The following is a 19169-nucleotide window of genomic DNA, read 5'->3' as shown; positions in this document are numbered from 1 at the left end:
ATGTGCGGCCTATTGCAAAGAGTCATCGTCATTGCAAGGCCCGACTGTTCACAATTGTTGAAAAAGGCCGGATTTCCGGCCTTTCCGCGTGTCAAAAAGCGGGGATTCAGTAAGGGATTTCAGTTCCTTGCTGAAAATGCTCATAGTTTATGCGCGATTTGCCGCAAGCCAGGTAGAATATTCCTGCATGGTGCGGTCGGCGATGGCCTGCATCGTGGCGGGCTGCACTACGCTCCATGAGTCTGCCGCTGCGCCTTGCACTTTCTCCTGCCCCTGAATGCGGTGCAACCGGTTGCCGGAAGCGTCCAGCACATCCCAGACATAGAGCACGGTCGTCTGGTTGTCTTCCGAGAGAACCGAGAAGTACCCCTTCATGACATAGGCAGCACTCGTGTCATTGGCGCCTGCCAGCTCCACGCCCTTGGCCTTGGCATCGTCATTCATGCGATGGGTCAGCGGCGTCACGACATTGACGGGCGCGCCGACAATGGGCGCAATGTGCAGCTTGCCCGGCTTCAGCGTCGCCGTGCGCCCCGGTGTGGTCGCAGGCGTTGTGGTTCCGGGTGTCGTCACAGCGCCCGGCGTCGTTGCCTGACCGTTAGCCGGTTGTCCGGCGGTCTGGCCGACAGCCTGGCCTGTGGTTTGGCCAGAGGCTTGGCTTGTGTTTTGGCCAGAGCCCTGCACGTTCAGTGCGGATTCTGTGCTGTTGCAGGCAGCGAGCGCTCCGGCAAGCAACAGCATCATCGAAATATGTGCCTTGTTCATGTTCGGCTTCATGCTCCTGAAAACGCATAGTCCTGAAAATACAGGCGGTTCTCACGTCAGGCCGATTTATCGCCGATCGTGGGCCGTTTGACAATGATGTCAGGCGATAAGCATATCAAGAGAATGGCGGGATAATGGCTGAGCCGCACCATTTGTTGTGAGGTATGTCTGTCCGAGCGTCATTGCAGCGCCGCTGTCGGAATCCATGATGATCATATGCGCGAAGAGCGTCATATCGGGCTGAATGCTCTCCGGATTGCCTGCATAGAACATTTGCGGGTCCATCCATGACGGTGTGAAGCGCGCGCCGACCGAATAGCCGCAGGCATTCAGGCGGTGGCGTGTCAGCCCGTGTGCCTCCATGGTGCGGGCATGGGCGTCGAATACATCACCGAATGTTGAAGCCGGTGTCATCGCCGCCTCGACGGCTTCCAGCGCCTCGCGGGCGGCGTCGTAAAGCTTGACGTGATGCTCTGTCGGCTGGCCGATCAGGATCGTGCGCATCATCGGCGCGTGATAATGGCGGAACACACCCGACCATTCGAGCGTGAGCTGGTCATTGGCATCGAGCGTGCGGCGACCGGATTTATAGCGGCAGAGCAGGGCATCTTCGCCCGAGCCGATGATATATTCATTGGCCGGATAGTCACCGTCGCCAGCGAAATTGGCGCTCATCATCGCGGCCAGAATAACGGCTTCGCTTGCGCCGGCCCGTGTGGTCTTCAGCGCTGCGTCGAGCGCGTCGTCACCCAGCTGCGCCGCGCGCCTGGCATAGGTGATTTCCGCCGGGCTTTTCAAAAGGCGCAGGCGGTCCACCATGCCGGACGCATCGAACAATTTGGCAAAGCTCTGCAATTGCTCGTCGAGCCTGCGGGCATTTGCGCCGGTGAGGCCATGGGTCTGGTATTCGATACCGATGCGGGTGCCGAGCAGATCAAGCTCGGTCAGGATGGTGCGCAGGTCCGCTGCCGGATTGGCATTGTCGCGGTCGGTCCAGACGACGATGTTCTCGATATTCGAGGTCTGGCGCGCCTGGCGCAAATCCGCCGAGCGCGTCATCAGCACCATCGAACCGTCGGCCTTCACCACAAGGCACTGGAAGAAGCAGAAGCCGAACGTGTCATAGCCCGTCAGCCAGTACATGCTTTCCTGTGCGAACAGCAGGAGAGCATCGAGCTTTTCCTCCTCCATCTTCAAGATCAGACGGTCGCGGCGTGCGGCGAATTCTTCCGGCTCGAAGTGAAGGGCCATGCGGTTCTCCTCAAATGGAATCTTTGGCAGCAACGATAGCAATGGCTGCAATCTGGCGTCCGTAATCCGGCTCTTTGCGGTGGGTGGTACGCCGGTAGGAAAAGAACTGGTCTTCATCGGCGTAGGTGCACTGGCGAAGGGAGCTGGCCTGTACGCCAGCCTTGGTCAGGCGGTCGGTGATGAAGGTCCACAGATCGAAAAGCTTGTGATCCGGCTTGTCCGAAGCGCGGAAATAGCGCGCATAGGCAGGGTCCTTGCTCAAAAACTCTGCATAGAATTCCGGTCCGACTTCATAATTGTCGGGACCGATTGTCGGTCCGAGGACCGCAACGATGTTCTCACGCTTTGCGCCGAGGCCGATCATGGCGTCGATGGTGTTTTCCAGCACGCCGCTGAATGCACCGCGCCAGCCTGCATGGGCGGAACCGATGACACCGGCCTCATGATCGGCAAACAGAACAGGACCGCAATCGGCAGAAAGCGCGCCGAGCGCAATGCCGGGAACAGTGGTCACCATGGCATCGGCCTTGGGGCGTGGCGAATCGAAAGGCGCGGTCACATGCAGCACATCGGGCGAATGAACCTGATGCACGGTCAAAAGATGGTCTGGCGCAACGCCAAGCGATTCTGCCACCCGGCGGCGGTTTTCCGCGACATGTTCTGCCACGTCATCCGATCCGGCACCGACATTCAGCCCGGCATAGATACCGTCCGAAACGCCGCCTTTGCGCGTGAAAAAGCCGTGCGCAATGCGCTTCCCGGCCTGACCGGCGGGCTTGTCGAGCAGAGGCGAGCGGAGCGGTTGCGGCGTGTCAGTCATGATGTATTGGCCTTGTTAGACCGAGCATAATCCGGAAAAGTGGGAACCGGCTTTCCGAAAAGATCATGCTCAGACGCGTGGATCGGGATGGTGGGGGAGGCAGGTTGTCTTGTCAATTGCAGCTTTTTGAAGAGCAATTGACAGTCAGGCTGTCTCGAAAGGAATGAGGCGGGTGTCGCGGTCGCTGAATGCCAGCACCTTGAACAAGGTGCCCATCTGATCGGGCGCTGCCAAACGCTCCACATCCTGCCGGATCTTTTCCTGAAAGGCGGCATCGCGCCCGGTGCCCAGACGGCCTGCGCGATCGAGCAGCCCCATAGCCAGCAAAAACTCGCCTTGCGTCATGGTGCCGGTCTTGCAGCCAGCGGCGCGTGCAGCCTGTCCAAGAATGTCGAAATCGACATGGCTGGTCAGATCGGCATTGCCTGGATGGGCAAAAACATCGTCATAGGCGTGTTTGAGCATGGCTTGCAGCGTATCGCCAAAGCCGGATTGCAGATGGCCATAATCGATGTTGAGTGCTGCGCCGCGCGTCGTTGCAATACGTTGCGCGATTTCCTGCAACAGGGCAGTTCGCGCCGGGGCCGCCTCGAAGATTGTGCCTTCAGGCACCTGTGCATGGTCTTCCGGTAAAAGCGCCGGGTCGATCCCGCCCGCGCCGCTGACAAAATGGAACTGATCCTGATCATCAAGCCCTATCAGCCGCTCCACGAAGCGCCCGTTGGACTTCACGAACTGCCGGAACGGAATGGCGTCGAACAGCTCATTCGATACGAGGATCAACGGTGCATCGGGCGTATCGGCGTCAACATCTGTAAAGCGTTCGAACCACGTGACGGATACGCCCAAATCCGCCAGCTTTTGTTTCTGCTTTTCGACAAGGCGTGCGCTGGTCTCGACCATGGCGACGCGCAGGCCCGGCAGCATTTGCGGCGCGAGCTTGCTGATCGTGCGCAGCATATCGCTCATCAGCGTGCCGCGTCCGGGGCCGATTTCGCACAGCAACGTGTTGGCAGGGCGACCAAGCGCGTCCCATTCCGCGACACACCAGATGCCGATCAACTCGCCGAACATCTGGCTGACTTCAGGCGCGGTGATGAAATCGCCCTCGCGGCCAAAGGGTTCGCGGGTCGTGTAATAGCCGGATTCGCGGTCGCCCAGACAGGCGGCCATGTAATCGGCGACGCTGATCGGTCCCGTTGTGCCGATCAGACGTTTCAGCCGGTCTTTCAGCGTCGTCTCAGGCATCTTTGGCAGCTGCGCGGTTGGCGCGCCACATGGCCCACAGGCCGATCAGCACCATTGGCACTGAAAGCACCATGCCCATGGTCAGCCAACCGCCGACCAGATAGCCAAGCTGCGCATCCGGCTCGCGGAAGAACTCGACCGCGATGCGGCTGAGGCCATAGCCGGTCACGAATGCGCCTGCGATGAATCCGGGCTTCTTCAGCTTGCGACCGACCCAGACCAACAGGAACAGCACGAAGAACAGGACGAAACCTTCGAGGAAGGCTTCGTAAAGCTGGCTTGGATGGCGCGGCAGCGGCCCGCCATTCGGGAAATAGACAGCCCATGGCGCATCGCTGACACGGCCCCAGAGTTCGGAATTGATGAAGTTTGCAACGCGCACCACGCCAAGACCGACCGGCACACCGGCAGCAACCACATCGAACATGCTCCAGACCCTGATGCCGCGCGAGCGCGCAAACAGGATCATGGCGATGGTGGTGCCGAGAATACCGCCATGGAACGACATGCCGCCGTCCCAGACCGCGGGAATGGCGATCGGATTGGAGATATAATAGGAGAAATTATAGAAGAGCACATAGCCGATGCGACCGCCCAGCACGACGCCGAGCGCTGCCCAGATGACGAAATCGTCGAGGGCTTCGGGCGCCATGGGCGGCTGGTTATGCGCCCAGAGGCGATGGCTGCGCAGAAGCTTCTTGCCATACCACCACGCGAACATGATGCCGACGACATAGCCGAGCCCGTACCAGTGCACGGCCAGCGGTCCGATGGAAAAGATCACCGGGTCAATATTCGGAAAGGCGAGGGCCGAGGCGGGCAGCAACGTCTCTATCATGAAATCACTCCATTTTGTGACGGAACATGCTGGACGAACCGGCAACGGTCAAGCTGTCCTGCTCCATGTCTGTCATCGCCTAGAGCACGTTCCGAAAAGTGCAAAGCGGTTTTCGGATAGGACGTGCGTTAAAACAAAAAGCCAGAGCGGTTACGACGATTCAATCTTCACGGAAACCACTCTGCCAACATGATCACTTTCTATAGCTGCGCTTGCATCGGAACTGAGACGGCCCTATTTCCATTTTATGTTTTCAACAGGTCTCTCCTGGAAATAAGGAACGATTGCCATGACCAGCGGACAAAACCGGGTTCTCGATGAACTCGCCAAGCTTGTGACGGATGCGGCAGGCGCGGCGCAAGGCGTGCGCCGTGAAGTGGAAACGGCTCTGCGTTCGCAAAGCGAGCGCGTGCTCAACACGCTCGACGTGGTGCAGCGCGAAGACTTCGAAGCGGTGCGTGAAATGGCCATCAAGGCGCGCGCCGAAAACAGTGCGTTGCTGGCAAGAATCGAAGCACTTGAAGCACGTCTTGCCAGATTCGAAGGCGATTCCGATGCCAAACCGGCAAAGTCGGCCTCCTCATCGGCAAAATCCAAAAATAATTCCTGATTATTTATTAACAGGCCGCGGGCGGTAAAAACCCTTGTCTTAGAGTCGCTTAAGGCAATGCTCGCGGCCAGCCCCTTTCATGTTTCCACATGCTTTCATGTCTCTTTTCTGAAAAGGGACTGGCGTTCAGATTCAGCATCAATAGACTGAAAACACTACATGATTCGAAGTGTGGTCATGTAGGCGGCGGCGAGGGGCTGTAGTTCTAGTTTTCGCGTCTTCAGGCTGCTTTCCAGTATCAGTTGCGTATGTGCGTGTGCCATTGAGGCGCTTGCATGCTGTTTGGCATGCCGGTTCCTCGACCGATCAATTCGTGCCTGTTTTTCTGCGCTTGGTTCTTGCGCGGTGGCGGGTGCGGGCGAGCAATTCTTGCACGCCGGGAATTTGAGACATCCGGCTTGAGGATGTCTCACAGAACAGGAAACGGACATGAGCCTTCTTGAGCTTGAATTCGCACGCGAGGCGCATCCGGTGGATGTGATCGAGCAGGTTGCGCATTCAAACGACTGGACATTCGAGCGGACTGGCGACGATGAAATCGCAATTTCGGTTGCGGGCAACTGGACTGATTATCACATCTCATTTTCCTGGATGGAAGATTTCGAGGCGCTGCATCTGGCTTGCGCATTCGACATCAAGGTGGTGGAGCCGCGTGTAAACGAGGTGATGCGCCTGCTTTCGCTGATCAACGAAAAGCTTCTCATGGGGCATTTCGATCTCTGGCAGCAGGAAGGCGCCATCATGTACCGCCAGTCGCTTTTGCTGGCAGGCGGTGCAGAACCGACGAGCCGTCAGGTTGAAGTGCTGCTGGCCGCAGCGCTCGAAGCTTGCGAAACCTATTTCCAGGCCTTCCAGTTCGTGGTCTGGTCGGGTGTCAGTGCGCGCGAGTCGCTGGAAAGCGTCGTGTTCGAAACAGTCGGACGCGCCTGATCAGGATCAACAGATAGCCCGGCGGGACAAGCGCCGGGTTATGCTTGGAACGACGAAAGCGGACGGATATGAGCGAAGACGCAACAATCACCTGGGCTGATTTCGAGAAGGTCGATATCCGTACGGGTACGATTGTGGAAGCGGTGCCCTTTCCGGAAGCGCGCAAGCCCGCCTACAAGCTGAAGATCGATTTCGGCGAGAAGATCGGCGTGAAAAAGTCTTCCGCACAGATCACCAAACATTATCAGGCGGAAGAGCTGATCGGCCGTCAGGTGTTGGCCGTGGTGAATTTCCCTCCGCGCCAGATCGGACCGTTCATGTCGGAAGTGCTGACGCTGGGCTTGCCGGACGAAGCCGGTGAAGTCGTCCTAGCGGCCATCGACAAGAAAGTGCCAAACGGCGGCAAGCTCTATTAGAGCGTAACAATTTCACGATTAAAAACACGCGCCGCCGCCCCCTCATCCTGAGGAGGTTCCTGAGCTTGCGAAGGAACCGTCTCGAAGGACGAGGGTGGTCTTTTTGCGTTTTCCTTCGCCCTTCGATCCTTCGACAAGCGCAGGATGAGGGGCCCTTCGACACGCTCAGGGTGAAGGAACGGCGTTAGTCTCCGTCACGCTGGAATGTGAATGATGGCGCGCAGGCCGCCGGTCGGGGCATCTGCCAGTGTAATGTCACCGCCATGGCTGCGGGCAATATCGAGCGCGATGGCAAGGCCAAGGCCACCTGTGCCGCCCGAATCCTGCGTTCTGGCTTCATCCAGCCGCACGAAGGGCTTGAACACATCTTCGCGGCGATCCTCGGGAATGCCCGGCCCGTCGTCATCCACCACGACTTTCAGCCAGCCGTCCTCATGCGAGATTGAAAGCTCGACATTCTGCGCATGGCGGAAAGCGTTGGACACCAGATTGCTGACGAGGCGCGAGAAGGCGTTGGGGCGAACATGGATTTCACTGTCGCCGTCGATGGAATATTTGAACCCGCGTTCGCGCAGACGCGCTTCGTTTTCAAGTTTCTCGCACAGGCGCTTCACATCGTAGCTAGCGGTTTCTTCCGCACCTTCGCCGCGCGCAAAGGCCAGATAACCCTCCAGCATGGTCTGCATATCGGCGATATCCTGATTGAGCGGTTCGACGTCAATCGAGTGGCCGGCCAGCGCCAATTGTAGCTTGAAGCGGGTGAGAATGGTCCGCAGATCGTGGCTGACACCCGACAACATCGCCGTGCGCTGCTCGATCTGGCGCTCGATGCGGGAGCGCATCTGGATGAAGGCGATACCAGCCTTGCGTACTTCTTCCGCGCCGTGCGGCTTGAAACCTTCCGGCATGGAACGGCCCTTGCCGAAACTCTCGGCGGCGTCTGCCAGTTGCTGGATCGGCTTGATCTGATTGCGCAGGAAGGCAATGGCGATGATGAGAAGCACAAGTGCGGTGCCCACCATCCAGGTCAGGAAGATGCCGGTATTGGACGCATAAGCCTGACTGCGGCGGGCGAAGACGCGCAGCACCTTGTCGTCGAGCTTGATGCGGATCTCGATCAGGTCGGAATCGCCCACCGTATCGACCCAGAAGGGCCGATTGATCTGGCGGGTGATCTCTTCGCTGAGGAAGTAATCCAGAATGGCGAAGAATGGCTTCGGTCCCGGCGCGGGCAGGGGATCGGGCGGCAGGATCGAGATATTGAGCGCCAGACGCTGCTGCGCGAGGCGGATCAGATTGTCGTAACCTGGCTCTTGCGGATAGGTTTCGAGAATGTCGATGATCGCCGAAATATCGCGTACGACAGCCGTCGAAAGCCGCTCGGTCACCATCTGCCAGTGCCGTTCCATGAACACATAGGCGATCACGGATTGCAGCAGGACCATCGGGGCGATGATGATGATGAGCGACCGCGCATAGAGGCCTTTCGGCATCCGGCGCGCCAGCCAGCGCGAGAGATTTTTCCAGAGCGTCATCGTCTCAGAACGTCCCAAACAGCGGCCGGTTGCGTCAAATCACAACTATTCGATGCTGAGCTTGTAGCCGATGCCACGCACAGTCTGGAGCCAGACCGGGTTGGCTGGGTCCTGCTCGATCTTGCGGCGGAGACGGTTGATCTGAACATCGATAGTGCGCTCGCCGACATCGCCGTCCTGTCCGGTCAATTCATGACGTGGAATGGTTTCTCCCGCGCGTTCCGCGAAGATTGCCATAATGTCCTGCTCGCGATCCGTGAGCTTGATGGTTTCGGTGCCCTTCTTCAATTCACGGCGTGGAATGAAGAATGTGTAAGGCCCGAACACGATCTGTTCGATCTTGGGCTGGGCAGGCGGTGCGCCGCGGCGCAGAATATTGTTGATGCGCAGCGTCAGCTCGCGCGGATCGAACGGCTTCGGCAGATAATCGTCTGCGCCTGCCGACAGACCATCGATGCGGTTGTCGGTTTCCGACAGCGCGGTCAGCATCAGGATCGGTACGTTCTTTTGTTCGCGCAGCGAGCGGGTCAGCGAAACGCCGGTTTCGCCGGGCATCATCACGTCGAGAATCAGAAGGTCGAAGTCGATGCCTTCCAGCTTGCGGCGCGCTTCGGCGGCGCTTCCGGCAATGGTGACGCGGAAGCCGCTATTGGTCAGATATTGCGAAAGCAGGCTGCGGATTCGCGTGTCGTCATCGACAACGAGCAGATGCGGGGCGTCATCCGAGAGTGTTTTTTGTTCTTCTGCGGTCATGGCGTCTTTCGATCCCATTCAGTTTCTGTTCGCTGACGACACAAGGCCGTCGGACGCGCATATTATCGACTGGAATGTGGCACGTCTATTCGCCGTGTTTGCTTATATGTTTTTACACAAGCACTTAGTGCTACCTACCGTAACACTTAATTCCGATCGGGGTTCAAGACGGCTCTGTGCTGGAAAAAGCGTCGATCTGGGCGCGGCGTTCCGGATTGACCATATTATACAGGAAGCGTTCGATGACAGCGCGGTCCTGCGGGGCGCATCCCTCAAGGGCGCGGGCAATGCGATGCGACTGCGGCAAGGCGAGTGCAAGCGTCAGCTGGCGTCCGCTTTTCGTGGGGTAAAGCTTGCGGTGGCGGCGGTCGTGCAGGCCGGTTGCCTGAACCACATGGCCGGTATCGATCAGCTGCTTGAGAACGCGCGACAGGCTTTGCTTGGTGATGCGCAGCACTTCCAGAAGTTCCGCAACCGTCATGCCGGGCTTGCGATTGATGAAGTAGAGCACGCGGTGATGTGCGCGGCCAAAGCTGATCTTTTCGAGAATGAGATCAGGGTCAGCGGTGAAGTCGCGATAAGAAAAGAACAAGAGTTCGATAACGTTGAGATCGGCCGCCTCCTCGGCTGTCAACGGATTGCTTATATAATTCATGTCGTTCGTCGAATTCACATCGATGCTCCGTACTGCTACGATAAATATGTCAGCATTATTGACATAATTCAACCGCCCAGATAATTTTCGATAAGCGTGAGCTGGCTTTTTGGAACAATGTTTACGCTGGCGCATGCTGGAGGAGAGATAATTACGCGACCGGGGTTTTCGATCACTGCTGTGGAGGCGGTGAAAGAAACGCTGCGACCGCGAAGTCCCGCGGATTGGGAGGATTATTTTTTGTCCATGCGTGCTCCATTAGAGTTTTGCGCAAAATCTTTGCCCAAGCTCTAAGCATTTCGCACCAAAAGGCCAGTATTCGTGCGGAAAAAGGCGCCTGTTTTGCCGGTAATATCGATTTAACCGGTGAAATGGGAATGCGGAGACGTTTGCCCGAGCAGAATCTGCCCTGAGACAGCGCCGCAAGGAAAACATTTAGGAGCAAGAAAATGGCTGCGATTCCATTCGATCAAAGGGACGGATATATCTGGTTGGACGGTGCATTCGTCGATTGGAAAGATGCAAAGATTCATGTCCTCACCCATGGCCTGCATTATGCAAGCACGGTTTTTGAGGGCGAGCGCGCCTATGGCGGCGAAATCTTCAAGCTGAACGAACATACCGAGCGTCTGCATGAATCGGCGCGGCTTCTCGGCTTTGCGCTGCCTTACAGCGTTGAAGAGATCAACGATGCCTGCCGGGCGCTGATCAAGAAGATGGGCTATGTTGATGCCTATGTGCGCCCGTTTGCCTGGCGCGGCTCGGACTCGCTCGGCGTTTCGGCGCAAAACAATCGCATTCACGTGGCAATCGCCTGCTGGGAATGGCCGAGCTATTTCTCGCCGGAAGAAAAGATGAAGGGCATTCGCCTCGACATCGCCGAATATTGCCGTCCGGACCCGCGCACGGCGCCGTCGAAGTCCAAGGCATCCGGCCTTTACATGATCTGCACGATCTCCAAGCATGCGGCGGAAGCCAAGGGCTATGCTGATGCGCTGATGCTCGACTGGCGTGGCCAGGTTGCGGAAGCAACCGGTGCAAATGTGTTCTTCGTCAAGGACGGTGCGCTGCATACGCCGAAGCCGGATTGCTTCCTCGACGGCATCACCCGCCGCACGATCATCGATCTGGCCAAGCGTCGTGGCATTGAAGTCATTGAGCGCGCAATCATGCCGGAAGAAATGGCAGATTTCTCCGAATGCTTCCTGTGTGGCACTGCCGCCGAAGTTACACCCGTTTCGGAGATAGGTCAGTACCGGTTCAAGCCGGCTGAGATCACCAGCATATTAATGGATGCTTATACAGCGGAAGTGCAGCCAAAGCGCGAAGCGGCTGAGTGACTGGGTTTTGAACAGAAAAAGAGCGGCTTTCGGGCCGCTTTTTAGTTACTTTACTGCTTATTGTTTGACATTGGGAAGTTTCGGCTCAAGATTTTCATGCCGGAATCGCGTTGTTCCGGTATTGGAGCGGCCTCTGATCTGATCCTGTCAAATCGACGCTCTAATAATTGATCAGGCGCGCAAATATTCCGAAACCGTTCATTCTTTTCGGAATGCGCTCTAACAGAAATGGGGTGACGATTATGGAATCTCTATTGCCTATCATTCTCCAGCTGGTTGCCGGTGCTGTCGGTGGCAATATCGCTGGTGCTGTCAAGAACATCAGCCTTGGGACAACGGGTAACACCGTGGCTGGCGGTATTGGCGGTGTCATCCTCGGCCAGCTTCTTCCGATGCTCTCCGGCGGTGGTGTGGATTCGATGTTGAACGGCGCAATTGGCCAGCTTGCTGGCGGTGGCGTGGGCGGTATCGTTCTGACTGCAATCGTGGGGCTGATCAAGAATTCAATGGCCAGCAAGGCCTGAGGAAAGCATTTCGCGACCGGATGGAAACATCGGGTCGAGCAAGGATGTCTATAAAATAGCAGCTTGGAGCGCGCTCCAGTTTTTGGAAGTGCTCCGGGTAGACGGCGCAGTTTTTAAAAGCCAACCGGCAAGACGAACTGTTTGAGAGGGATAAAACGGACGGCCATGTGCCGTCCGTTTTTTGTAGCATCATCCGATCAGCGTGAAACGAGACTTGAAGGGTCTTAAAGCCCTTTCCGTATCGGGTCGGGGCCATTATGTGTGGAACAACACAGGCGGCGGTTCGCGCGATCCTCGCCGATCCACATATGCGATGGAGTATCCAGCATGGGCCAGCTACAGGCGATTATCGTCCCCGTTACCCCGTTCCAGCAGAACTGCACCATTCTTTTCGACGGCGAGACCAAGAAGGGCGTTGTCATCGATCCGGGCGGTGATCTGTCGAAGATCGAGGAGGCGATCCAATCGCAGGGTATCGACGTTGAAGCCATCTGGATTACCCATGGCCATATCGACCATGCGGGCGCTGCGGCTGATCTGAAGGACAAGCTCGGCGTCGAGATTATCGGTCCGCATGTCGATGACCAGTTCCTGCTCGATAGTCTTGTGATGACTGGTCTCAAATATGGAATTGTCGACGGCGTGCGCAATGTGACGCCGGATCGCTGGCTGGAAGAAGGCGATAAGGTCGCGGTCGCCGGGCACTCGTTCGACGTGTTCCACTGCCCCGGCCATTCGCCCGGTCATGTTGTCTTCTATAGCCCGGAAGCACGGTTCGCGATTGTCGGCGATGTGCTGTTCAACGGTTCTGTCGGTCGCACCGATTTGCCGGGCGGCGACCATGATGCGCTGATCCGTTCGATCCGCGAGAAGCTTTTGCCGCTCGGTGACGATATCGGCTTTATCTGCGGCCACGGCCCGGGCGGACGGTTCGGCGAGGAGCGCCGCAACAATCCATTCCTCATCGGAATGGCATGAAAGATACAAAAAAGCCGCCCATTGGGCGGCTTTTTCATTTTCGATTGTGCACTGAGAGCGGTCCCGATTAAAGCGGAATCGTGGAACCGCTCCAACTATTTGTCTTACGCATTATCCTATGCATCGAAGCGGGATCAGAAATCAGTCCAGTGAACTGATTTCCCCGCGTAGGCGCTACGCACTTTTGCTGGAAATGCTCTAGTTAGCGGTGCAGAAATGGTCGCGGCCGTCATAGCCGCGATAGGTGCCGGTGTTCGGATTGAACGACCGGTAACGGTCCGAACAATAATTGTACCAGCTGCGGCTCCACGGCTCAAAGCCGGCCTGACGGTAATAGGTCACCTGACGTGGTGGCGGAGGCGCCGGGTAGTAGGCAGGCGGCGGCGGAGGTGCATCGTAAATCGGTGCTGGCTGCACATAGGTTGGCTGCGGCTGGCTCAGCGCGCTGCCGATCAGGGCGCCCGCTGCAAGGCCGATCACGCCGGCTGCGACGGCGTCGCCATTGCCACGATGATGATGACGGCCCCAGTCGCCGCCGCGATCCCAGCCGGGACGGCCCCATGAATCTGCCGAAGCTGAAGCAAGAGGAGCAGCAATCGCTGCCAAGGATGCAACGGCCAGAATGGTTGTCTTCGCAAATCGGTTCATTGTTCGCTCCTTCAGAAGCTCGACTGCAATTCCTCTGGTGCGAACCGCTCGAAAGACGGGGCACCAATCATGAATAATGGATTAACTCTCTCGACATGAATGGAGGCTGAACAATGGTGAAATAGGACGCCAAGTCGTCAATCCCCGGTAAAATACGCGCAGTGTCTGTAACAATTCGGGGGTGGCGTCAGAGGCGCGATTGCCGTTGCGTGTGTGCTGGATTGCCATTCCAGCCATGCTTTCAATCGCTTGCAGTTGCAGCGGCCGTTCTGATTTTTCCGCGGAGGGGATGAATACTGGCCGGACTGCCGATCCGGTGCGCTCTTTATGCTTGCGGAAATTCGGGCAATAAAAAACCCCGGTGTGAACCGGGGTCAAAATTGGTATTCAGAACAATCAGCCGGTAACGGTGATGTTCACGGCCTTAGGGCCCTTGCCGCGACGATCCGGTTCCGTCTCGTAGGAAACCTTCTGATTGTCTGCGAGGCCCGTCAGGCCCGAAGCCTGGACGGCAGAGATGTGCACGAAGATATCCGCGCCGCCATCATCAGGCTTGATGAAACCAAAGCCTTTTTCGGTATTGAAGAATTTGACCAGTCCGGTCTGTGCCATTGGATCCGTTCCTTTTCCTTGGCGCCACCGCTTCTTTCGAAACGATGGAATTATATCTTCTGCCGAGCGCACCACACACCCGACAGAGGGTCATGCAGGCAGTTCTCGACTTAGGGAAGGAACCGATCATTGCCTGGGTATCCCCAGACCCGGAACTTATAGCGGCCCCGGCACGCCGTTCTTCCAGTCTTCCATTTGTTCGCTAAATGCCCGAACGAGTGGAGACTGATCTATGACGCGAATTTTGGCAAGCAAATTCTTTGCGCCCATGATCTTTTGTTATCTTTGAACCGGATTGGTCGCCAATTTTTCCGATTATTTCTAGAATTTCTATAGCTGTATACCGAAATAGAACAGCCTATCCTTGATATATAAGAGATCTTTTAGAGATGCGGCCTGTTTAAATGCGCGGATTTAATTGAATAGATTAATAGAGCCCGTCGTCTTAGCGGGCACAAAGATGGTTGCCCCTCTGGGCGCGGCTAGCGATTGCGCGAGACAATGCATGCGCCACCGGCTGCACGCAACTTGCTACAAATACCATCGGCTTCCGCCCGACTATTGGCCCCGATCCGTACCGCATAGATGCCGCGCCGCCCCATCGGGGTGCGAATGCGGCTGATGACGGGGTCGTGCCCGCTCAGCACGGATGCGAATTGCTTGCGCAGGCGGCTCCATTGATTCACGGCCGCGCTGCGACGGAAGTTACCCGCCACCTGTATGCCCCATGGCTTCGGTTTGACCCGCGACATGGGAATCGTCGCCGAGCGAATGATCGGCAGGCGGCGGCAGGCCTCGGCAAAGGAACGCCCCGAATCAAGCGGTCGGGTCTGTACCTCCTTGCCGGACGCAAAGTCGTCCGCCGGAGCGCCGGTGATATCAAGCACATAATCCTCTGTTTCGAGCGGCAGGAAGCCGCCCGAGCGCATCCAGCTTGAGACGCGCCCCGCGCCCGCATTATAGGCAGCGGCGGCGAGACCCCAATTGCCGAAGGCCTGTTTGAGATCAAACAGGAAGCTGGCGGAGGCGGGGATGGCCTGCTCGATGTCGAATGGGTCGGCGAGGCCGCGCTCCTTCGCCGTATAGGGCATGAACTGGGCAATGCCCTGCGCGCCGACCGGGCTGACGGCCTGATGGTCGAACCGGCTTTCCTTCCAGATCAGGCGAGCGAAGAAATCCTTGGGTATGCCGTGCCGGGTGGCGCTGGTCTCGATCAGCTGACAGATACGGTTGACGCCCGGCACCTTCTTTTCCGGCGGCAGGGGCGGTGCGGATATGCGCGGATTGGGTTCGCTATAGCTTGTCGGTGCCGTTTCTGCATCGGCGGGCATGATTGAAAGCGGGACGATCAGGAACGATGCCGCCAGAAAAGTTCCGAAACGCCGCATGTCGTCTTTCTGTTCGCTTTTGCCCCATGGCCAGACCCGGATTGTTCGGGCTGCACACTTTATTGCAGAGTAACGCAACTTGGCGACTTGTCGAGAGACACGCCCGCTAATCTTCCCATTTAAATCTTGCCGTTCGGAGCAACTGCTCCATTCTAGATGAGGCAAAAGACGGATATCGGTTTCTGGAGAGGAGGAAACATGGTGAGGGGTTTGTCGTGGACCGGCTTGATTGCCGGTGTGATGTTGTTGACCGGTTGTGTGGCGGAAGGTGGACCCGATCACAGGCCACCGCCGATCCGGCCCGGCAATCCGGGCCATGTGCAGGCTTGCCCGATGATTTATTCGCCTGTCTGCGGTGAGCGTCGGGGTGTTCGCCAGACCTTCGGCAATGCATGTTCCGCACGGGCTGAGGGGTTCCGCGTGGTGTCGAACGGTCAGTGTAGCGGTCGCCCGGGCAATGGCTGGAATGGCCCTGGCGTCGGTCCGGCCCGTCCGCCACAGCATGGGACGCGGCCCGGTATGGGTGCATGTACACGGGAATATGCGCCTGTCTGCGCAAGGCGCGGCAGTGAACGGCGCACCTTCTCCAATCGCTGCGAGGCGGAACGCGCAGGTTTCCGCGTTTCGGGCAGCGGTCGTTGTTGAGTTAAACAGGGAGGCGGATCAGCGTTTCAGCGGCTCCGCCTCTCTGTAACGCAAGGCGTCAACGAGCAGCGCGAAGGCCGGGGAAGATTGTCTCCGGCTTGGATAATAGAGATGAAAGCCCGGAAAGGGCGGGCACCAGTCTTCCAGCACGCGCACCAGCGAGCCATCGGCAAGACCGTCCCGCATGTAGTCTTCCGGCAAGCTGGCAAGGCCGAACCCGGCCTTGGCGGCTTCGACAATCATATTCGGGGAATTGAGAATGAGCTGGCCTTCGACGCGCACCTTGAGTTCGCGCCCGTTCTTCTCGAATTCCCACGCGTAAAGCCCGCCATAGGTGAGCAGTCGCAGATTGATGCAACGATGCGCGGTCAGTTCCTGCGGGGTGCGGGGAACCGGGTGATTTTTGAAATAGGACGGCGCGCCGACCACGGCCATGCGCATGTCAGGGCCGATGGGAACGGCGATCATGTCCTGTGCGATCTGCTCGCCAAGGCGGATACCGGCGTCATAACGGTCGGCTACGATGTCGCGCAGCCCGGAATCAATGGCCACTTCGACGTGAATATCTGGATAGTCCGGCAGAAGACGCTCCAGTACCGGCCACAGAATAGACTGCGCCGCATGATCGGAGGTGGTGATGCGAATGGTTCCGGCAGGCTTGTCGCGCAACTCGCTCAAGGCGTCCAGTTCGGTTTCGATCTCCTCGAAGCGCGGGCCAATGGTGCGCAGCAGCCTTTCGCCAGCCTCTGTCGGGGAGACGCTGCGGGTGGTGCGGGTCAGGAGGCGCAGCCCAAGCCGCTCTTCCAGCCCGCGCATTGTGTGGCTCAGCGCCGATTGGGAAACGCCAAGCTTTGCCGCCGCACGGGTGAAACTGCCCTCGCGGGCAATGGCCAGAAAAGCCAGCAGATCGTGAATATTGTCGCGCCGCATTGATGAATCCATCTCATGAGTTCATGCCGATTATAACGGCTAATCATTGGGGACAGAAGTTTTTAAGTTTGCCGCGATTTCAGGCGGGTAAGAAAGGAAACATATCATGCAGATCAAGCGCATCGGGTCTCAACCTTCGACCAAGGGTTCCGCCGATTATTTCACCGGCACGGTTCGCCTCGACATGCCGTTCAGCACCACTGCACCGGCGCGCGTCGGCGGCGCTACCGTGTCGTTCGAGCCGGGCGCACGCACGGCCTGGCATACGCATCCACTGGGCCAGACGTTGATTGTTACCGCTGGCCTTGGCTGGGCGCAGCGCGAGGGCGGCCCGGTGGAGGAAATCCGTCCCGGCGATATCGTCTGGTTCGAACCGGGCGAACGGCATTGGCACGGCGCGACGGCCACCACGGCCATGACCCATATCGCCATCGCGGAAGCGCTCGATGGCAAGGTCGTGGATTGGCTGGACCATGTCAGCGACGAAGATTATCGCGCATAAGGATATTGACCATGAAAAAGAGAATATTGGGCCGCAGCGGACTTGAGGTTTCGGCCATTGGCCTTGGCTGCATGGGCCTTAGCTATGGCTATGGTCCCGCTGTGGACAGGCCGCAGGCTGTCGGGCTGATCAGAGCCGCCTTCGACAAGGGCGTGACGTTTTTCGATACGGCTGAAGCTTACGGACCCTATGTCAATGAGGACGTTCTGGGCGAGGCGCTGGCACCGATCCGCGACCGGGTGGTGATTGCCACCAAATTCGGCTTCGAATTCGATGGCAAAGGCGGCCAGAGCGGCATGAACAGCCGTCCTGATCATATTCGTGCTGTCGCGGAAGCATCATTGAAACGGCTCAAGACGGATGTGATCGACCTTTTCTACCAGCATCGCGTCGACCCGGCGACACCCATCGAGGATGTGGCCGGAACGGTTCGTGATCTGATCAAGGAAGGTAAGGTGAAGCACTTCGGCCTTTCCGAAGCCGGTCCGCAAACCATCCGGCGCGCCCATGCCGTGCAGCCAGTCACAGCGCTGCAAAGCGAATATTCGCTGTGGTGGCGTGAACCGGAACAGGAAATTCTGCCGCTTCTGGAAGAGTTGGGCATCGGCTTTGTTCCGTTCAGCCCGCTCGGCAAAGGCTTTCTGACCGGAGCCATCGACAGCAAAACGAGCTTTGCAGCCAATGATTTCCGCAATGTCGTGCCGCGGTTCTCGACTGAAGCCCGCGATGCCAATCAGACGCTGGTCGATCTGCTTGGCCAGATGGCGGAAGCCAAGGGCGTCACGCGCGCCCAGATCGCGATTGCGTGGTTGCTGGCGCAGAAGCCGTGGATCGTTCCCATTCCGGGCACGACGAAGCTGCATCGTCTGGAAGAGAATCTTGGCGCGGCCAATGTGGAGCTGAATGCCGACGATCTGAACCGTATCGAAGCAGCGCTTTCCGACATCACTGTGCAGGGCGACCGCTATCCGGCGCATTTGCAGCAGCGCGTTGATCGGTAATCCTGTTCAAGAGGAGCTAACACCATGCAGGGAATTCAGGACAAGGTCGTTGTCATTACCGGTGCAAGCAGCGGTCTGGGGGAAGCCTCGGCGCGGCGGCTGGCCGAAGGCGGAGCCAAGCTTGTGCTCGGTGCACGGCGTCTCGACCGGCTACAGGCACTGGCCAGCGAGCTGCGACTGGGCGAGGGTGCGGTTCTGCATACGGATGTGACCGACCGCATTCAGGTTCAGCGTCTGGTGGATCAGGCCGTGAAACTGCATGGCCGTGTCGATGTGCTCATCAACAATGCCGGGCTGATGCCGCATTCATTGCTCGAAATGGGCAAGGTGGATGACTGGGATCGCATGATCGACGTCAATATCAAGGGCGTGCTCTATGGTATCGCTGCCGCTCTGCCACATATGCGCGAGCAGAAGAGCGGCCACATCATCAATGTCTCATCAGTTGCGGGGCACAAGGTGGGGCCGGGCGGCGCTGTCTATTCGGCAACCAAACATGCGGTGCGGGTCATTTCCGAAGGACTGCGTCAGGAAGTAAAGCCGTACAACATCCGCACGACGATCATATCGCCGGGTGCAGTGGCGACGGAGCTTCCCAACAGCGTCACGGACCCACAGCAGGCTGAACGCGTGAAAGCACTTTACGAGAATGTGGCTATTCCTGCGGATTCTTTCGCGTCCACAGTGGTTTTCGCGATGAGCCAGCCGGACAATGTGGACATCAACGAAATCCTGTTCCGTCCAACTGCGCAGGAATATTGATCGGAAACGAAAACGGGT

At 57.9% G+C, this 19169-nt stretch carries 22 protein-coding genes; 10 read left to right on the top strand and 12 right to left on the bottom strand.

What is annotated here, in order from left to right:
• Window positions 1-147 precede the first annotated feature (147 nt).
• The 5 genes from ACTJKP_RS04275 to lgt form a co-directional block, all read right to left on the bottom strand.
• Window positions 148-777, bottom strand: a complete 630-nt coding sequence (locus ACTJKP_RS04275; protein ID WP_440629793.1) for a hypothetical protein — start codon at window positions 775-777, stop codon at window positions 148-150.
• Between the two features lie 87 nt (window positions 778-864).
• Complete coding sequence (locus tag ACTJKP_RS04270) at window positions 865-2016, bottom strand: M24 family metallopeptidase (RefSeq protein WP_440629792.1); 1152 nt, start codon at window positions 2014-2016, stop codon at window positions 865-867.
• 10 nt (window positions 2017-2026) lie between these two features.
• Complete coding sequence (pgeF, locus tag ACTJKP_RS04265; RefSeq protein WP_440629791.1) at window positions 2027-2836, bottom strand: peptidoglycan editing factor PgeF; 810 nt, start codon at window positions 2834-2836, stop codon at window positions 2027-2029.
• A 144-nt stretch (window positions 2837-2980) separates the two neighbouring features.
• Window positions 2981-4084 carry a class I SAM-dependent methyltransferase gene (locus tag ACTJKP_RS04260; RefSeq protein WP_440629790.1) on the bottom strand — a complete coding sequence of 368 codons (1104 nt, stop codon included), beginning with the start codon at window positions 4082-4084 and terminating at the stop codon, window positions 2981-2983.
• Window positions 4077-4922 (bottom strand): prolipoprotein diacylglyceryl transferase, encoded by an 846-nt coding sequence (lgt, locus tag ACTJKP_RS04255; RefSeq protein WP_078338738.1) that lies wholly within the window; start codon window positions 4920-4922, stop codon window positions 4077-4079. Before lgt ends, ACTJKP_RS04260 begins: the two co-directional genes overlap by 8 nt.
• Before the next feature lie 289 nt (window positions 4923-5211).
• Here lgt and ACTJKP_RS04250 point away from each other — a divergent pair, with 289 nt between their 5' ends.
• The 3 genes from ACTJKP_RS04250 to ACTJKP_RS04240 all read left to right on the top strand — a co-directional run bounded on the left by ACTJKP_RS04250 (window position 5212) and on the right by ACTJKP_RS04240 (window position 6878).
• Window positions 5212-5532, top strand: a complete 321-nt coding sequence (locus ACTJKP_RS04250; protein WP_078338737.1) for an accessory factor UbiK family protein — start codon at window positions 5212-5214, stop codon at window positions 5530-5532.
• A gap of 429 nt (window positions 5533-5961) precedes the next feature.
• Window positions 5962-6462, top strand: a complete 501-nt coding sequence (locus tag ACTJKP_RS04245) for a YbjN domain-containing protein (RefSeq protein WP_440629789.1) — start codon at window positions 5962-5964, stop codon at window positions 6460-6462.
• A 68-nt stretch (window positions 6463-6530) separates the two neighbouring features.
• Window positions 6531-6878, top strand: coding sequence for a tRNA-binding protein (locus tag ACTJKP_RS04240; protein ID WP_078338735.1), 348 nt, complete (start codon window positions 6531-6533; stop codon window positions 6876-6878).
• Window positions 6879-7072: 194 nt separating this feature from the next.
• Here the strand turns inward: ACTJKP_RS04240 and ACTJKP_RS04235 are convergent, their stop codons facing one another.
• The 3 genes from ACTJKP_RS04235 to ACTJKP_RS04225 all read right to left on the bottom strand — a co-directional run bounded on the left by ACTJKP_RS04235 (window position 7073) and on the right by ACTJKP_RS04225 (window position 9839).
• Window positions 7073-8413 carry an ATP-binding protein gene (locus ACTJKP_RS04235; RefSeq protein WP_078338734.1) on the bottom strand — a complete coding sequence of 447 codons (1341 nt, stop codon included), beginning with the start codon at window positions 8411-8413 and terminating at the stop codon, window positions 7073-7075.
• Window positions 8414-8458: 45 nt separating this feature from the next.
• Window positions 8459-9166, bottom strand: a complete 708-nt coding sequence (locus ACTJKP_RS04230) for a response regulator (protein WP_078338733.1) — start codon at window positions 9164-9166, stop codon at window positions 8459-8461.
• Between the two features lie 163 nt (window positions 9167-9329).
• Window positions 9330-9839 carry a MarR family winged helix-turn-helix transcriptional regulator gene (locus ACTJKP_RS04225; RefSeq protein ID WP_151591923.1) on the bottom strand — a complete coding sequence of 170 codons (510 nt, stop codon included), beginning with the start codon at window positions 9837-9839 and terminating at the stop codon, window positions 9330-9332.
• Window positions 9840-10270: 431 nt separating this feature from the next.
• On the opposite strand from ACTJKP_RS04225, the gene ACTJKP_RS04220 reads away from it, so the two are divergent.
• The 3 genes from ACTJKP_RS04220 to ACTJKP_RS04210 all read left to right on the top strand — a co-directional run bounded on the left by ACTJKP_RS04220 (window position 10271) and on the right by ACTJKP_RS04210 (window position 12663).
• Window positions 10271-11161 carry a branched-chain amino acid aminotransferase gene (locus ACTJKP_RS04220; RefSeq protein WP_078338732.1) on the top strand — a complete coding sequence of 297 codons (891 nt, stop codon included), beginning with the start codon at window positions 10271-10273 and terminating at the stop codon, window positions 11159-11161.
• A gap of 242 nt (window positions 11162-11403) precedes the next feature.
• The gene (locus ACTJKP_RS04215; protein WP_078338731.1) at window positions 11404-11685 is read left to right on the top strand and encodes a hypothetical protein; all 282 of its coding nucleotides are present in this window, start codon (window positions 11404-11406) and stop codon (window positions 11683-11685) included.
• 327 nt (window positions 11686-12012) lie between these two features.
• A complete protein-coding gene (locus ACTJKP_RS04210) occupies window positions 12013-12663 on the top strand; it encodes an MBL fold metallo-hydrolase (RefSeq protein WP_440629788.1) in 651 nt (216 codons plus the stop codon).
• Between the two features lie 198 nt (window positions 12664-12861).
• Here the strand turns inward: ACTJKP_RS04210 and ACTJKP_RS04205 are convergent, their stop codons facing one another.
• From ACTJKP_RS04205 to ACTJKP_RS04195, 3 genes are all read right to left on the bottom strand, one after another.
• Window positions 12862-13311: a BA14K family protein gene (locus ACTJKP_RS04205; RefSeq protein WP_078338729.1), complete on the bottom strand. Its 450-nt coding sequence runs from the start codon at window positions 13309-13311 to the stop codon at window positions 12862-12864.
• 396 nt (window positions 13312-13707) lie between these two features.
• Complete coding sequence (locus ACTJKP_RS04200; RefSeq protein WP_010659637.1) at window positions 13708-13923, bottom strand: cold-shock protein; 216 nt, start codon at window positions 13921-13923, stop codon at window positions 13708-13710.
• Between the two features lie 482 nt (window positions 13924-14405).
• Complete coding sequence (locus ACTJKP_RS04195) at window positions 14406-15254, bottom strand: transglycosylase SLT domain-containing protein (protein WP_440629881.1); 849 nt, start codon at window positions 15252-15254, stop codon at window positions 14406-14408.
• Window positions 15255-15509: 255 nt separating this feature from the next.
• Between ACTJKP_RS04195 and ACTJKP_RS04190 the strand changes: the two genes are divergently transcribed.
• Window positions 15510-15956 carry a Kazal-type serine protease inhibitor family protein gene (locus ACTJKP_RS04190; protein ID WP_078338727.1) on the top strand — a complete coding sequence of 149 codons (447 nt, stop codon included), beginning with the start codon at window positions 15510-15512 and terminating at the stop codon, window positions 15954-15956.
• 18 nt (window positions 15957-15974) lie between these two features.
• On the opposite strand, the gene ACTJKP_RS04185 is transcribed toward ACTJKP_RS04190, so the two are convergent.
• Complete coding sequence (locus ACTJKP_RS04185) at window positions 15975-16886, bottom strand: LysR family transcriptional regulator (protein WP_440629787.1); 912 nt, start codon at window positions 16884-16886, stop codon at window positions 15975-15977.
• A gap of 106 nt (window positions 16887-16992) precedes the next feature.
• Between ACTJKP_RS04185 and ACTJKP_RS04180 the strand changes: the two genes are divergently transcribed.
• Genes ACTJKP_RS04180 through ACTJKP_RS04170 form a run of 3 tightly spaced genes read left to right on the top strand, consistent with a single transcriptional unit; the run spans window position 16993 to window position 19151 of the window.
• Complete coding sequence (locus tag ACTJKP_RS04180) at window positions 16993-17388, top strand: (R)-mandelonitrile lyase (protein ID WP_440629786.1); 396 nt, start codon at window positions 16993-16995, stop codon at window positions 17386-17388.
• Between the two features lie 11 nt (window positions 17389-17399).
• Window positions 17400-18389: an aldo/keto reductase gene (locus ACTJKP_RS04175; RefSeq protein ID WP_440629785.1), complete on the top strand. Its 990-nt coding sequence runs from the start codon at window positions 17400-17402 to the stop codon at window positions 18387-18389.
• 24 nt (window positions 18390-18413) lie between these two features.
• Window positions 18414-19151, top strand: a complete 738-nt coding sequence (locus ACTJKP_RS04170) for an SDR family oxidoreductase (RefSeq protein ID WP_440629784.1) — start codon at window positions 18414-18416, stop codon at window positions 19149-19151.
• Window positions 19152-19169 lie beyond the last annotated feature (18 nt).

Origin of the sequence: Brucella sp. 22210, assembly GCF_052045675.1 — a bacterium.
In the GTDB taxonomy this organism is placed as follows: Bacteria; Pseudomonadota; Alphaproteobacteria; order Rhizobiales; family Rhizobiaceae; genus Brucella.
This window is presented reverse-complemented; position numbering and strand designations above follow the sequence as displayed.